At 66.2% G+C, this 15,357-nt stretch carries 12 protein-coding genes and 1 tRNA gene; 5 read left to right on the forward strand and 8 right to left on the reverse strand.

Translation table 11 applies throughout. The features are described 5' to 3' along the window. Positions 1-88: 88 nt before the first annotated feature. The 3 genes from O3I_RS33930 (at position 89) to O3I_RS33940 (ending at position 4,520) form a co-directional block, all read left to right on the forward strand. Entirely contained in the window at positions 89-1,534 is a 1,446-nt protein-coding gene (locus tag O3I_RS33930; protein WP_014987556.1) for a carboxylesterase/lipase family protein, read from the forward strand. A gap of 457 nt (positions 1,535-1,991) precedes the next feature. After that, positions 1,992-3,239 (forward strand): phthiocerol/phthiodiolone dimycocerosyl transferase family protein, encoded by a 1,248-nt coding sequence (locus O3I_RS33935; protein WP_014987557.1) that lies wholly within the window; start codon positions 1,992-1,994, stop codon positions 3,237-3,239. Between the two features lie 195 nt (positions 3,240-3,434). Continuing rightward, positions 3,435-4,520 (forward strand): S-(hydroxymethyl)mycothiol dehydrogenase, encoded by a 1,086-nt coding sequence (locus tag O3I_RS33940; protein ID WP_014987558.1) that lies wholly within the window; start codon positions 3,435-3,437, stop codon positions 4,518-4,520. 12 nt (positions 4,521-4,532) lie between these two features. On the opposite strand, the gene O3I_RS33945 is transcribed toward O3I_RS33940, so the two are convergent. Beyond that, complete coding sequence (locus O3I_RS33945) at positions 4,533-5,753, reverse strand: PucR family transcriptional regulator (RefSeq protein ID WP_167829197.1); 1,221 nt, start codon at positions 5,751-5,753, stop codon at positions 4,533-4,535. Between the two features lie 299 nt (positions 5,754-6,052). Between O3I_RS33945 and O3I_RS33950 the strand changes: the two genes are divergently transcribed. Continuing rightward, on the forward strand, positions 6,053-7,054 hold the full coding sequence (locus O3I_RS33950; RefSeq protein WP_014987560.1) for an alpha/beta fold hydrolase: 1,002 nt from the start codon (positions 6,053-6,055) through the stop codon (positions 7,052-7,054). 353 nt (positions 7,055-7,407) lie between these two features. On the opposite strand, the gene O3I_RS33955 is transcribed toward O3I_RS33950, so the two are convergent. Continuing rightward, positions 7,408-7,480, reverse strand: a tRNA-Ala gene (locus O3I_RS33955). A 121-nt stretch (positions 7,481-7,601) separates the two neighbouring features. On the opposite strand from O3I_RS33955, the gene O3I_RS43170 reads away from it, so the two are divergent. After that, positions 7,602-9,029 (forward strand): DUF222 domain-containing protein, encoded by a 1,428-nt coding sequence (locus O3I_RS43170; RefSeq protein WP_014987561.1) that lies wholly within the window; start codon positions 7,602-7,604, stop codon positions 9,027-9,029. Between the two features lie 537 nt (positions 9,030-9,566). Here O3I_RS43170 and O3I_RS33965 read toward each other — a convergent pair. The 6 genes from O3I_RS33965 to O3I_RS33990 all read right to left on the reverse strand — a co-directional run bounded on the left by O3I_RS33965 (position 9,567) and on the right by O3I_RS33990 (position 15,289). Beyond that, positions 9,567-10,370 (reverse strand): SAM-dependent methyltransferase, encoded by an 804-nt coding sequence (locus O3I_RS33965; RefSeq protein ID WP_014987562.1) that lies wholly within the window; start codon positions 10,368-10,370, stop codon positions 9,567-9,569. Between the two features lie 101 nt (positions 10,371-10,471). Then, positions 10,472-11,209, reverse strand: coding sequence for a DsbA family protein (locus O3I_RS33970; protein ID WP_014987563.1), 738 nt, complete (start codon positions 11,207-11,209; stop codon positions 10,472-10,474). A 313-nt stretch (positions 11,210-11,522) separates the two neighbouring features. Then, positions 11,523-12,965 (reverse strand): MFS transporter, encoded by a 1,443-nt coding sequence (locus O3I_RS33975; protein WP_014987564.1) that lies wholly within the window; start codon positions 12,963-12,965, stop codon positions 11,523-11,525. Next, on the reverse strand, positions 12,958-14,598 hold the full coding sequence (pgm, locus tag O3I_RS33980; RefSeq protein WP_014987565.1) for a phosphoglucomutase (alpha-D-glucose-1,6-bisphosphate-dependent): 1,641 nt from the start codon (positions 14,596-14,598) through the stop codon (positions 12,958-12,960). Before pgm ends, O3I_RS33975 begins: the two co-directional genes overlap by 8 nt. A 47-nt stretch (positions 14,599-14,645) precedes the next feature. Further along, the gene (locus O3I_RS33985) at positions 14,646-14,885 is read right to left on the reverse strand and encodes a camphor resistance protein CrcB (protein ID WP_014987566.1); all 240 of its coding nucleotides are present in this window, start codon (positions 14,883-14,885) and stop codon (positions 14,646-14,648) included. Then, the gene (locus O3I_RS33990) at positions 14,882-15,289 is read right to left on the reverse strand and encodes a DUF190 domain-containing protein (RefSeq protein ID WP_014987567.1); all 408 of its coding nucleotides are present in this window, start codon (positions 15,287-15,289) and stop codon (positions 14,882-14,884) included. Before O3I_RS33990 ends, O3I_RS33985 begins: the two co-directional genes overlap by 4 nt. Positions 15,290-15,357: the final 68 nt, after the last annotated feature.

The following is a 15,357-nucleotide window of genomic DNA, read 5'->3' on the forward strand; positions in this document are numbered from 1 at the left end:
GCCTCACGGCGTCGGCGTTGCGCTCGGCCGCCATGCAGGGAGCTGTATGTCCCCGTCAGACAGGCGGAGATCCGAAGGATGTGTTCGTATGATCAGAAAGACTCGGTTCGGAGCGGTCCGCGGAGAGACATCAGACGCGGTCTCCGTCTTCAAAGGTGTGCCCTACGCCGCGGCACTCGACGGGAAGAATCGGTTCCTGCCGCCGCAGCCGCCGCAGCCGTGGGATGGCGTTCGTCCGGCGCACGCTTTCAGTGCCGTCCCGCCGCAGGGTTCGATGGCGGGGACAGTCGGCGAGTGGCGACCAGGCGACAGCACAGATTGCCTGACCGTCAATGTGTGGACCCCCGATATCGGCAATTCTCGACTACCGGTGATGGTCTGGTTTTACGGCGGTGCCTTCAGGTTCGGCGGGACGAGCAATCCTCAATATGATGGCGCGGTCCTGGCCCACGACGGCGTGGTCGTGGTGACGGTGAACTACCGGGTCGGCTACGAAGGTTACGGCTGGGTGGAAGATTCCCCGGCCAACCGCGGGACACTGGACCAGCTCGCCGCACTGCACTGGATCCAGGACAATATCGCGGAGTTCGGTGGCGACCCGGACAAGGTCACGATCTTCGGCCAATCGGCAGGCGGGACGTCGGTGGCGATGCTGGTGTCATCACCAGTATCAGCTGGTCTCTTCCAGCGCGCGATAGTGCAGAGCCCCAGTTCCCGGTTCTACAGCGCCGCCGAAAGCCGCCGGGTGAGCGAGCTGATTCTTGCCGGAATCGGAGCGCCTCCCACCGTCGCGGCGCTCACCGGGGTGCCTCCCGAGACGATTCACGCGGCAGAGGGCGCGGCTCTGGCCGCGTTCGCGGCCGACCCCTCGGCGTGGACCGCGACCGAGGCATTCACACCGTACTATCCGGTCATCGGTGACGAAGTCCTGCCGACGACTCCCTGGGCAGGAATGCGCGCGGGCGCCGGTCGCGGGGTGGACTTGATCGCCGGGTTCACCAGAGACGAGTTCCGGCTCTATGCACACCCTGGCTCCGTGACGTCCCCAGACATCACGGCACACTCCGAAGGGCTCGCCACCGGCGCAATACAGGCGTATCGGGAGGCACACCCCGGACTACCTGAACCCGACCTGGATGTTCTGATTCGTTCCGACGCGCTCTTCCGAATGCCATCGCTCTACTGCGCGCGATCCCACGCTCGAGCCGGCGGCCGCACCTTCGCGTACGAATTCACCTTCCCCTCGCCGATCGAACCCCGCGCACTCGGCGCTTATCACGGCATCGACGTCCCGTTCATCTTCGGCAGCGCCAAGGGGGCCGCAGCAGAGCTGATCGGGTCCGAGACGAATCTCGACCCCCTGTCACGCCAGATACGCACAGCTTGGACATCCTTCGCCCGCACCGGCGACCCGGGATGGCCGCAATACCGAGTCGGGGAAATGCTCACCCGGATATGGCACAACCCACCCACGGTGGAGTCCGATCCGGAAGCGGCGTCACGATTGATATGGCAATCCCACTATGAGCCATAACACTTGCCCACCGAACCCCGGAACAGCCAGGCGCCGCCAATCGCTGGTCCTACCTCCACTGGTCTTCCCCCGGTGGGACGCGGCGATCATCGCCAGCCGCCTGAGGGGCGGCGTGACCGGTTGTCCTGCATCGCCTATGCCGACAGGACCGCGGCGCCTCGCCTGGGGACCGCCGGGGCACCCGCCGCTCGATACGCCAGATCGGAGCGATGCCTACAGACCGCTCAGGCGAGGCAATGCACCACATGGTCGACCATTAGCCGAGTTTTTGACCATTCGTCCCTCATTAATCGACGCTCGGGCGGATAGAGTTATTGCCGAGTGACGACGGCTGAGGCGATATTTTTGCCTGCTATCGGATGCTCGCCGACGGTGCGCAATGAATATATGAGCACCCCTCAGAGTACAGCGTGGTCCGCTACTGGTCGGCCGCGATACGGTATTCCAAGGAGAAACCATGAGCATTGAGGCCACGACCGAGACGCTGGTTCGTGCACTGGACGGCAGCGAATTACAGTTTGCTGCGGTGGGATATTGCGTGGGCTACTCCGTTTGCGTACACGGTGTCCTCGAACTCGAGAGCCTGACCGAGGCATTTACGACGTTGCAAACCGCAAACCCGGTGCTGTCATGCCGTATCGTCGCGAGCGCGTTGGGGGGCGCCGCACTGGCCCGCGCCGGCGACGCGCCCTACATCCGCGTCCGCGACAACGCATACTCGGCGACAGGCTCCACCGGGATCGGGCACCGCACCGCGGGTATCGAAGTGCAATACGAGGACGTCGACACCGCATGGGTCACCCTGTTGATCCACCATGCGATCGCCGACGCCGGCCACGCACTTCGAATGGTGGAGGATTTGTGGCGCTACTACACCGCAGCAATCGACGGACGAGAGGTTGCCGTACAGCGGCAGCCCTATCCGCAATCGACGGAGTTCATACTGCGCCACCACGGTATCGACGACGTGGACCCACGGCCCGAGGCGGACCCTGTCACAGCGGCGCGTGACAGTTCAACCACTCCGAACAGCACAGCGGCACCGGTCGGACTGGTGCGACTGACATCCGAACAGACGAGAGCAGTCATCGAGTTGGGCCACGCGGCCGGTGCGACCGTCAACGGACTGGTGTCCGCAGCGCTCCTCTGCGCGGTGGCCGACGCCGCCGAAGTCGATCTCCCCGAAGTGCGGTACTCGTTCCCCGTGGATTTGCGCAGTAGGCTCGAACCACCAGTCGGCCTCACAGAGGCGACGAACATGCTCAGCATGGCACGCTTCGCTCCCCCGCCTGGATCCTCGGCCGACCTGTTGGAACTGGCCCGAGCGGTAACCGGAAAACTGGCCTGCGATCTCGCCGACGGCAGCTTGACTCGGTACTATTTCTACCCTTCCGATCAAATCGCCGCCTGGCAGGCCGAGTACTCCTACCGGCCGGCAACCGTGAGTGCGACCAACTGGGGAGTTATACCCGAACTGGTGACGCCGGACTCCCTGATCGTCCGAGACTTCCGGCCGCATCCACAGGTGACCGACCCGGTCGGCGCATCGGTTATGACACCACTCGCACCGTACTACGTGCTGTTCATCTACACCTTTCAAGGACAGTTGTCGATCACAGGCTTGGCACCCTCCGCAGCGGAGGCGGAGGAATTGGCCGAACTGCTCCGGCACCAGTTGCATCGCCTGACAAGTCTTTCCACCTAGTCGTGTCGCACGATCGGTAAAGCTCAGCTTGACCGCGGAGTAAAGGGTGCCACTCGTAAAAGACGGCGACACCTGGCAACGTCGAACCTCATGAACGCCGGGTGCGCATCGGATCGGCGGTCGTCGTGATCGAATTGTCCACCCGGATCGGAGCTTTGATTTATGTCGACGCTCTGTAGAAGAGGAGGCGGTGTCATGGTGCAGACCGTTCTCGGCGTGGTCGCAAGGTCGGTGGGAGCCGCGGTCGAGGTTGCCGAGATAGTAATTCCGGACCCCGGACCCGGCGAGGCGGTGGTCCGGGTCCAGGCGTGCGGCGTGTGCCATACCGACGCGAACTATCGGGACGGGATCGGCGGCGGCGATTTCCCGATTCTCTTGGGACACGAAGCGTCCGGCACGGTAGAGGCGGTCGGTGCGGACGTGACCGACATCGCGCCGGGCGATTTCGTGATCCTCAACTGGCGTGCGGTCTGCGGCGCCTGCCGGGCCTGCCGGCGCGGAAAATCGTGGAACTGTGCCGCGCCACTGACCGCCGGGCAACGGCCGACCCTCGCCGACGGCACCGCTCTCACACCGGTGCTCGGCCTCGGGGCGCTGGCCGAGAAGACGCTCGTGCACGCCAGACAATGCACGAAGGTCGACCCCGAAGTCGCGCCCGCGGCGGCGGCGCTGATCGGGTGCGGGATCGCGACGGGAGTGGGTGCCGCGTTGTGGACCGGCGCGGTCGATCGAGGTGACACCGTCGCGGTGATCGGGTGTGCCGGGGTCGGCAGCGCCGCGGTCGCCGGGGCCCGCATCGCCGGGGCCGAGAAGATCATCGCGGTAGACACCGACCGGCGAAGGCTCGGCTGGGCACGGACATTCGGGGCCACCCACACCGTCGACGCACGTGCCACAGAACCGGTGGCACGAATCCGCGAACTCACCGACGGTCACGGCGCGGACGTGGTGATCGACGCGATCGGACGGCTCGACACCTGGAAGCAGGCCTTCTACAGCCGTGATACCGCAGGAACGGTCGTGCTGCTCGGTGTGCCCACACCCGACATCGTGCTCGACATCCCGCTGCTCGACCTGCGGGTCGGCGGTGGAGCACTCAAATCCGCCTGGTACGGCAACTGCCTGCCCTCTCGCGACTTCCCGTACCTGATCGGCCTGTACCGGCAGGGCCACCTCGATCTGGACGCTTTCGTCACCGAGACGATCACGCTCGACCAGGTAGAGGACGCGTTCCGAAAATTGCGCAACGAGGAAGTGCTGCGCACTGTCGTAGTGCTGTGAGCACGACGGCCATCACGCGGTGGGCGCGCCACTGGTGCCGAGGATATCCGCCAGGTGCAGTGCCAGTTCCACGGGCAGACGTCGTTCGTCGACCGGGTGGCCGAGCACGTGCTCGACCTGTTCCAGGCGATAGCGAATCGTGTTGTGGTGCAATCCGAGCCGCGCAGCGGTCGCCCGGTAGTTACTGTTGGCGGCATAAAAGGCGCGCAGCGTTTCGCGGAGGCGGTCGGTTGCAGGATCGTCCGCACCCAATCCGCCGAGTTGCGTTCGTATGAAGTCGCGGCACTTCTCCGGGTCGTTCGAACACAGTGCAGCCAAAGCGATTTCGCTGTACTCGGTCACCGTCGACGACGATCGGTGCGCGAGTTCGGCGACCCGCATTGCTTCGACGGCCTGACGATGACTCTGCCGGAATCCGTCCAACCCATTTGCGGGACAACCCATCGCGACCATAACCGGTTCCGTCCACGTCGGCACACGTGGTGGCTCCTCCAGCGGCCTCGGTAGCCAGCACCACGCGGTGCGCAGATCGATCCGCACGGAAAGCCCTCGACCCGGAGGCACGAGTTTGCGTACGACCGTGTCGAGCGCGCTTCCGTCCGCAGGTCCCGCGCTGCGGTCGCGTACCACGAGCGCCACGTGGCGTCCGGATAAGTTGTAACCCAATCGATTACCGGCGGCACCGACATCTACCGGAGCGCCCGACAACAAGCGGCGCACGTCTTCGACATGGGCCAGTGAGCGTTCCCGTGCGCGGCGCTCGTCTTCGTCGCGGAACTCCTCGACCAGGCGCTCGGTAACGAACTCTGCGCGATCGAGCGCCTCCGCGATACCGGCTTTGATCACCTCGACCGCTATCCGCGGATCGACCCCGTGGACCGCGACGGCGTCGGTCCAACGTTCTACCATGAACTGCGTGCTGATCCTGAAGCCACGCAGCACGGCATGCAGCGAAACGCCGAGGTGCACGAGTGACCGGATCAGCTGTACGACCTCCGCGGAGGGTGCCGACAATTCCAATGGCACGCTTCGCGCCAACTGATCCACTTGAGTTCCGATACTCGTTCGGACGAGCGCCAGCATTACTTCTTCGATATCCGGCCGCCGCAGATCAGATACTTCAGAGGACACCAGTCGGACCATTTCAACTGTCAGCACCGGAAGGTCGACAGCCAACGCGGCCGTTATTCGGCGTACGGCTGCCGCCACGTCATCCGGCACAGATGCGCTCATAACCTGAGCATGCCGCATCCCGCGCCAAATGTTCAAGGGTGAAGCGCACGAAGCAGTCAAAGAGTACTTCGTAGCACTTGATGTGCGCCGAATGGTCAATATCCCAGCGGTAGTTTGACCACTTGCCCCTGGCCGCGGACAGCTCCGGATCAGTAAATTCGTACACACCGGGTGCTGGCCGACCGCCTCACGCGCCAGGTCAAGAATGCGTTCGCGGTACCGCCGCGGAGTATTCCGGACCTGACCGAAACTGTATTGGCCGCAAGAAGGAACTAGCCGACCGTAACCGAGGAGGAAGTGTGATAGACGAGATAGAGCACAGCTTCGTCGAGATCGGCGATCTCCGGATACATCTTGCCGAGCAGGGAGAAGGGCCGCTGGTTCTGCTGCTGCACGGGTTCCCGGAGTGCTGGTATTCGTGGCGGCATCAATTCCAGCCGTTGGCCGCGGCGGGATATCGGGTCGTGGCTCCCGATCAGCGTGGCTATGCCCGCAGTGACCAGCCTGCCGAGATCGAGGAGTACAGCCTGCTGCATCTGGCCGGTGACGTCATCGGGCTGATTCACGCGCTGGGCACCGAGCAGGCGGTGGTGGTCGGACACGATTGGGGTGCCATAGTCGCCTGGACGGTCGCCATGCTGCGCCCCGATGTGGTGCGGGCAGTGGCGGGTCTGAGTGTGCCCCCTCACCTTCCCGGCGGGTGCGTCCCCCTCGCCACCTCGCGAAAGCGTTTCGGCGACAAGTACTATCAGGTCTATTTCCAGCAACCGGGGATCGCCGACGCCGAACTGGTGCAGGACCCCTCCGCCAGCTTCCGGTATATCCTGACCGGCGCTTCCGGCGAGTCCGAACCGCGGACGTGGATCGTGCCCGCGGAGGGGCTCATCGACCCGGCGGCGCACGCGATCCCATTGCCTGGCTGGCTGAGCGAGGACGATATCGGCGTATACGTCCGGGAGTTCGACCGGCATGGTGATCGCGCCTTCACCGGCGCGCTCAACTGGTATCGAAATATCGACCGGAACTGGAAATTGCTGTCCGCTTTTCACGGCCGTCGGATCGAAGTCCCGGCGCTGTATGTCGGGGGTACCCGGGACTCCGCCCTGTCTGCGCGCGGCGCAGATCAGGTGCTCAGCGACCTCGAACAGGACGCTCCGCAGCTGTACTCGACTGTGCTGCTGCAAGATTGCGGCCATTGGACCCAACAGGAGCGCCCCGACGACGTGACCACGGTCTTACTGCGCTTTCTCGCGCATGTCGGCGATTCGACGGCCGAGCATCCCGCGAATCCCCTGCGTTAACAGCACCGGCACGAGCCGGTCTGACCTGTCCGGGCGGCCCGGTCGGGCAGGCTGTCGACAGAAAACATCTACCTGTTTCGCGGCAGCCAGTCCTACCGAGTCCGCTGACCGACTGGCAAACCCCGACGGATTCGTTGGTGTGGACCGGTCGCTCTCGGCTTCGCGACGCTGAGTCCCGCCCCTCTCCGGAAGATGGCTAACTCTTGCGGAAGACGGATGGGGTTTTGCGAGCGGTCCCGAAGGTCACCGCCATCGCGCCCGATCTTCCGGATCCCCCACCCCACAGGACCCGCCCAAGGCGGAAAATACAAAAACCGCCCCCGAAGGGACGGTTCGTATACCGACTACATCGGTGGAGCTAAGGGGACTCGAACCCCTGACCCCCACACTGCCAGTGTGGTGCGCTACCAGCTGCGCCATAGCCCCGAGTGGTTGCTTTCAGGTTTCCCTGACTGCCTGAACGAAGTTACACCACGGGTGTGGTGGCGGCCAAATCGCCTTGAATTGGGGGTGGCGGCGGGGGTTTCGGAGTCGTAGACTCGAACGCATGTTCGAAGGAGGCGGTTCCTCGGTGATGGACTTTCAGGCCATGAGCGATGAGGGGTTGATCGAGGCCCTTCGGACGGCGCATGGGGCCGCGGCGGCGGCACAGGCGGCGGAGGTGTTCGCGGTTCGCGAGTTGTATCGGCGGCATCGGGCGTCGAGTGCGGAGCCTGGGCCGGGTGGGGTGCGGGCGGGTGAGTTCGCGGCGACCGAAGCGGCGATGGCGGTCCAGGTCGACGAGGGGTCGGTCGCGGCGATGATCGATGTGGGTTTGGCGCTGGAAGGGTGGTTGCCGCGCACGCGAGCGGAGTTCGCCGCGGGGCGGATCGATCTGGCGAAGGTGCGGGTGCTGATCGACAACACGCGCGCGGTGGCCAGGGAGGTGCTGGCCGAGTTGGAGCCGCGGTTGCTGGAGACGGCGACCAGGACCACGCCGGGGCGGCTGCGGCAGACGGCGCGGCGGTGGGTGGCGCGGCTGGATCCGGTTGGGGCGCAATGGCGGCGGGAGCGGCGTCAGGACGATCGGGACGTCCGGATTCGGGCGATCCAGGACAGCATGGCGGTGTTCGACGGGGTGTTGCCGGCACCGGGCGCGCAGACGGTGGCGATGCGGCTGCGGGAGATGAGTTTGCAGGTGTGTTCGTCGGATCCGCGGACGATGCCGCAGCGGCGAGCGGATGCGCTGGTGGCGCTCGCGGACGGTTCGGGGCGATTGCGGTGCACGTGCGGACGTGGCGAACGATGTCCGAAGCGGGAGGTGGCGCAGCCGCCGCGGCGGCCGCTGATCCAGATCGGCATTCCGGCGGACACGCTGCTCGGCATGACGGAGGCGCCGGCGTTCCTGGCCGGTTACGGTCCGATCGATGCGGCGCTGGCGCGGATGGTCGCCGAACATGCTCGGTTCCAAGTGATTCCGGAGCAGTCGGATGCCGACGAGCCGGTCGCCGCCGAACAGGTCGCGCACACACCGCGATTGGCGCGCGAGGTGCGCGCTCTCGACGGCATGTGCCGGTTCCCGAACTGCGTGATGCCCGCGGCGGAATCCGAACTCGCACACCACCGCTCCCCCGCCACCCGCGCCGACGTGACGGCACTGTGCACCCGGCACAACCGCTTGAAAGTGTTGGTGGACAAGCGAAAAGTGCCGTGGGAGACCTGGCTGGCCGAAGCCGACCGGCTGCAGTGGACCACACCCACCGGCACGCAACAGACGACGGCGCGCGAAGGTGCGCGATATCTGTTCCCGCACAACGATTCCGGCGCGCCGACCGAGCAAGCTCCGGTCGTCGAGTCGAACACCCGCTCGTTGGCCGACGATATCGCCTATCCCCTGCGCGGTCACGTCCTGGTCCATCGGCAACTGTGCCGGATCACACCGGAGGACGAAATCCCCGATGACACAGCAACTCCCGCGGTCGACACCGCGTACTGAACCACGAGTTCGACCGGCGCGGATCCGCGGCGATGAGGGAACGGATCCGACGGTCGAGCAGCCGGGCCGGGACGTCGGCAGCCGGAGTCGACGCCCCGCCCACCGACCACCCGAAATATCGACGCGCAGCAGTCCCGGGTTACTGGGGAAGCCGGGACGGCGCCGTCGAGCAGGCCGGGCCGGCGACTGGTGGAGTCGCCGGCCCGGCCCAACAACGAAACTTTCGGCCGCACAACGAATCACCCTGCACAGACGAACCGAATGCTCGACTGCGGCTATCCGGCCGGCTGGGGAAGCCGGATCGCCCGTCGAGCGGGCCGAGCCCCTCGACAGCGTTCGACGGGCTCGGCCCCAGAACCAACTGGATGCCCGGCACCAACCGGATGCCCTCGAACCAACCGGGCGCCGGCGAACCCACTGCATGCCCTCGAACCACCCGAATGCTCGGCGCCGCGGTCCCGGGGAACTCTGGGAGTCGGATCGCGTGCCGGGCGGGCCGGGCCGTGGCGGGTGGTGCGTCCGGCTCGGCCCTCGGACTCAGGACTTGACGGCTATCCCGCCGACGATGATCTGCTCGACCAACGGGAGGGGGTCGCGCACGATAGTGTCCGGCTGCCAATTGCTCAGCGGCACCAGGCCGGGCTCGACGAGGTCGAAACCACGGAACAACCGGAGGATCTCCGCCTCGGTCCGGAATCGCCCGGTGCCGAGGAAATCGAGGAACGACTTCTCCAGCGCCTGCGATTCCGGGCCGTTGTCGAGGAAGTGTGTGACGAACAAATGGCTGCCGGCGGGCACCGCGTCCATGTATCCCGCGACAACGCCTTCCGGATCTTCGTCATCGTGTAGGTGGTGCAGCATGCCGACGAACATGACCGCCACCGGCTCGGAGAAATCGATCATCTTCTGCACATCGGGATGCGCCAGCACGGCCGCAGGATCGCGCAAATCGGCGGTGATGACTCGAATTTGATCGTTGTCACCGAGTAATGCGCGCCCGTGCGCCAACACGATCGGATCCTTGTCGACATAGACGACCTTCGCGTCCGGCTGGAACGCCTGCGCCACCTGGTGGGTGTTCTCCATGGTGGGCAGCCCGGCGCCGAGGTCGAGATACTGCTTCAGGCCCGCTTTTCCGGCCAGGTATTTGACGCCACGACCGAGTACGGCGCGATTCAGCCTGGCCAGTTCGTCGACTTCGGGCATCGTTTGCCGAAGATGTTCGATGACTCGCTCGTCGGACGGGTAAAAGTCCTTACCACCGAGTAGCGCGTCGTAGACCCTCGAGATGCTCGGCTTGCTCACGTCGAAATCAACAGGCGCCGACTCGGAACTCGTCATCGTTCATCCTTCGGGCGGACTCGGACAATTGACCGTATTCGAAAAGCCTAGCTACACAGCCACATGCGGCGCGGCCCAATGACACAATCGGGCACTCACTACTACCGGGTCAGCACATCCACCCAGTCTTCGTTGCTCACATCGATCTTCGTCTTCCCGTCGAACACAGCGGGAGTTGCCGCTGTGCCGTCGAGCGCCTCGCCGAGCGCCGCGGTCGCGGCGGTGGCGGTGACCTTGGCCTCGTCGACCCGGGCACCGGTGGCTATGCACTGCAACTGCGACTCCGGCGCGCCCGAGACCCGGGCGAGCGCAGCGAGTTCGTCGTTGCTCAGATCCGCACCGCCCTCGCTCGGTCGCTTGGTGGTGAACAGTTCCATATGGAACTTAGAGTACACCGGCCCCGAACCGCCCTCAGCGACACACTGATTCGCGGCCACCGCCCGGCTGGAATAGTCCTTGCTCCGCGAACGGGCATCCAGGAAGTTCACCAGCCGGTAGCGCACCGCCAGTGTGCCCTCGTCGATTTTCTGCGCAATCTCCTGGCCGTAGATGCGTTCCAGATTTCCGCAGCCAGGGCACAGCGGATCTTCGAAGATATCGATCGTCTTTTTGGCGTCGACGCGCCCGAGCAGAATCGAACCGTCCGGTTCCAACTGCGCCCGGACCGAGGCGTCCCGCACCGGTCCGTACCCGTCGTTGCGCACGCTCGCCTCGTCGTGCCCCCAGTTGATCGCCGCGACGACGATCACCGCGATCAACGCGAGGGCCACCGCCCCCAGCGCGTACGTGGTCTTGCTGGACATGGGCCGCGGGGTGTAGTTCGAACGCGATTCGCTCACCCCCACACTCTGCCGCAACGCCCACGGCACCGGCGCGCCACCCCCACACGCTGCGACGACCCGTACACGCGGCGACCACCGATCGCCCGGCAGCCCGCTGCGCGAACAGAAAGGTGACCTCCGCACGCGGCGACCCACCGATCGCCCGCCAACGCGCTACGCGAACAGAAAGGTGACCCCCGCACGCGGCGACCCACCGATCGCCCCTCAACGCGCTACACAACAGACACGTGACCCCTGCACGCGGCAACCACCCATCGCCCGTCAGCGCGCTACGCGCCCAGACCGACCGGAAGTCACACACCGCCCCTCCTCAACGAGCCGTAGTCGCCCCGTGCGATCTGTCCACGTCCGGCTGCTGCACCCGGTCTCGTTCGGTGACAGCGGGTTCGGCTACCGGCGGCACCGCACTGTCCGCGACGGGCGCACCCGCGACCTCGCTCACCGCCTGATCCACCTTGTCCGCGCGCGCCGTCAACTGGTGATCGGCGCCATCCGCACCGCAGAGGTGATCACAGTCGACCGTGTCCTCGGCGGATCGCTTGCGCAGTGGCTCCGGCACGATCGCCCACCCGACGGCCGCGACGGCGAGCAGCGCACCGGTCACCGCCAGCGCCAGTCCGTAGGACGCCTGCTGCGCCAGGGCACCGACCGCGACGGGACCGAGCACGGTGCCGAAGTCTGCCGCCATCTGGAAACCGGCCAGCACCGGGCCGCCCCGCGCGTTCGGCCCGATGATGTCGGCGACCGCGGCCTGCTGCGTCGGGGTGAACATGCCCGCGCCGAGCCCGGCCACGAACGACGTGATCAGCAGCCACGGCAAGGTGTCGGCGACACCGAGTCCGGCCGTGCCCACCGCGCACACCAGCGATCCCGCGATCAGGAAAGGCTTGCGCCCCAGACGATCCGAGTACCGTCCGGCGAGGAAGAGCACCGCGACATTGCCCGCGGCGAACACGGTCAACGCCACCCCGGCCATGCCCGGCGTCTGGTGCAGCACCTCCACCACGAGCAACGGCACCAGCGCCATCCGCACGCCGAAGATCGCCGCGCCGTTGGCGAAGTTGGACCACAGCACCGCGCGGTACTCCGACCGCGCCCACGCCTCCCGGAACGACATCATCCGCACGCCGCCGACGGGTTCGGGGGCGGCGAGCTGCGAATCGCGCAGCGCCAGATACACCGCGACAGTCACCGCCAGCAGCGCGACCGCGTAGATCACGAACGGCATCCGCAGCCCGAGCCCGGACAGTGCACCACCGACCAGCGGCCCGCTCACCGACCCGATCAGAAAACTGGTCGACCACAGTCCGGACACCCGTCCGCGCGCGGCGGGCGGCGACATCCGGATCACCAGCGCCAGCGAGGACACCGTGAACATGGTCGACCCGATGCCGCCGAGCGACCGCAAAACCATCAGCTGCCAGTAACTTTGGGCCAGCGCGCTGGCACCGGTGGAGACCGCGACGATCAGCAGGCCGCCGAGGTACACCGACCGCTCGCCCAGCCGCTGCACCAGTCGTCCGCTCACCGGCGCGAAGAGCAACCGCATGAGCGCGAACGCGCTGACGATCGCCGAGGCCGCCGCCACCCCGACCCCGAAGCTGCGCGCGAACTGCGGCAGCACCGGCGCGACCAGGCCGAACCCGATGGCGATGACGAACGCACCGCCGACGAGCACCCAGATCTCGATGGGAAGGGCTTCGGGGCGGTTGCTCCGGACGCTCGATCTACCGCTCGCCGATCCGTCACTCACCGGATAGCGCCTGTCCCACCACTTCCTCCGCGGCCGCCTGCACCTGCGCCAGATGCTCGGGGCCGTGGAACGACTCCGCGTAGATCTTGTATTTGTCCTCGGTACCCGACGGGCGGGCGGCGAACCAGGCGTTCTCGGTGGTCACCTTGAGGCCGCCCAGCGGCGCGCCGTTTCCTTTCGCCCTGGTGAGCACGGACGTGATGGGCTCACCGGCGATCTCCTTGGTGGTGATCATGTCCGGAGTCAACTTCGCCAGCAGTGCTTTCTGTTCCGGGGTCGCGGCGGCGTCGATCCGCGCGTAGGCCGGAGTGCCGTACCGCTTTTCGAGTTCGACGTAGCGCGCCGACGGGCTCTGCCCGGTGACCGCGGCGATCTCGGCGGCGAGCAGCGCGAGCAGGATGCCGTCCTTGTCGGTGGTCCAGACGGTGCCGTCCATCCGCAGGAACGAGGCGCCCGCGCTCTCCTCACCGCCGAAAGCGAGGCTGCCGCTGAACAATCCGGGCACGAAGAACTTGAACCCGACGGGCACCTCGTGCACGTCGCGGCCGAGCACGCCGACCACCCGGTCGATCATCGACGAGGTGACCACCGTCTTGCCGATCTTGGTGAGCGCGTCCCAGCCCATCCGGTTCGCGACCAGGTATTCGATGGCGACCGCGAGGAAGTGATTCGGGTTCATCAGACCGCCGTCGGGGGTGACGATGCCGTGCCGGTCGGCGTCGGCGTCGTTGCCGGTGGACAGGTCGTAGTCGTCCTTGATCGCGATGAGCGAGGCCATCGCGTACCGCGAGGACGGATCCATCCGGATCTTGCCGTCGCTGTCCAGCGTCATGAAACGCCAAGTGGGGTCGACGAACGGGTTGACAACCTCGAGCTCGAGGTCGTAGCGCTGCCCGATTTCCTCCCAGTAGTCGACGCTCGCCCCGCCCATCGGGTCGGCGCCGAGCCGGATGCCCGCGCCGCGAATCGCGTCCAGGTTCAACACGTTCGGCAGATCGGCGATGTAGTGGTCGAGGTAGTCGTAGCGATGGACGTTGGTCTCCAGCGCGTGCTGCAGGGTGGTCCGCTTGATCCCGGACAGGCCGCTGCGCAGCAGTTCGTTGGCCCGCGCGGCGATGGCGTCGGTGGCGGTGTTGTCGGCCGGGCCGCCGTGCGGCGGGTTGTATTTGAAGCCGCCGTCGCGCGGCGGGTTGTGCGACGGCGTGATCACGATGCCGTCGGCCTGATGTTTGGTGCCGCCCCGATTGTGGCGCAGCACAGCATGACTCAGCGCGGGCGTCGGCGTGTACCGATCCCTGGCGTCGATCATCGCCACCACGTCGTTGGCGGCGAGCACCTCGAGCGCCGTGACCAGCGCGGGCTCCGACAGCGCGTGCGTGTCCCTGGCCAGATACACCGGACCGGTGATCCCGCGCGTCGCACGGTATTCCACGATCGACTGGGTGATGGCCAGGATATGCGCCTCGTTGAAGGCGGTGTCCAGGCTCGAGCCACGATGGCCGGAGGTGCCGAACACCACCTGCTGCGCCGGATCGGACGGATCCGGGATGCGACTGTAATAGGCCGTGACCAGGTGGGCGATGTCCTCCAGGTCGGTGGGACGCGCGAGTCGCCCTGCTCGATCATGGGCCATGCTCGGGTCTCCCTTCCTCGTCGGCTGCGCCCTGCTCGTCATCAGGATCATGTCCACAACCACTGTGTCGTCGACGCCGCGGCGAATACCGCGACGAGGCTTGTGCTGAACGTGATCAGCGCGCCGCGCAGACCGGCGGCGGCCGGCAGCCTGTTGCCCGCACCCGCGCCGACCAGTCCACCGAGCAGCGCCGAACCGACAATGTTAACGGTCGGTGCCCCAAGTGGCAGCAGAGACTCGAAACGTGCTGCTACGGCACGGTGCAGCGGGTAGTACGGCAGCGTCATCGGGCGGCTCCGTGCCACAGCTCCAGTGGCGAGAGCGCGACGTTGATGGTGGTGAACAGTTCCGCGTTCTGCTCGACGAACGCGCGCAACCGCTCCGGTTCGTCGACGAGCATCAGCACCAGCGGCAAGTGATCGGCCATGTCCAGAATGCGCGTGGTGTGGATGCGCGAGGACGCGCCGTAGCCTTCGATGCCGCGCCAGACACTCGCTCCGGCGAGACCGGTGTCCCGTGCCCGGCTGACTATCTCCGCGTACAGGGGCGTGTGTCGCCATTTGTCGTCTTCGTCCAGTAACACCGTCAACCGCGCCGCCGGCTGCCACTGTCCCGCTTCGTTCATGCCCAGGCCCCCTTTCGTCGCGCCGTCGACCGCCGAGTCGTGCCAGTTGTCCCCCGGCGCCGCCACTACCGATCCCCCCGAGCCACCGACCCGAGCAGTCTACGAACCGCGAGGCAGTAGGTGAAGTAGTGCAG

The organism is Nocardia brasiliensis ATCC 700358 (assembly GCF_000250675.2).
Lineage (GTDB): Bacteria > Actinomycetota > Actinomycetes > Mycobacteriales > Mycobacteriaceae > Nocardia > Nocardia brasiliensis_B.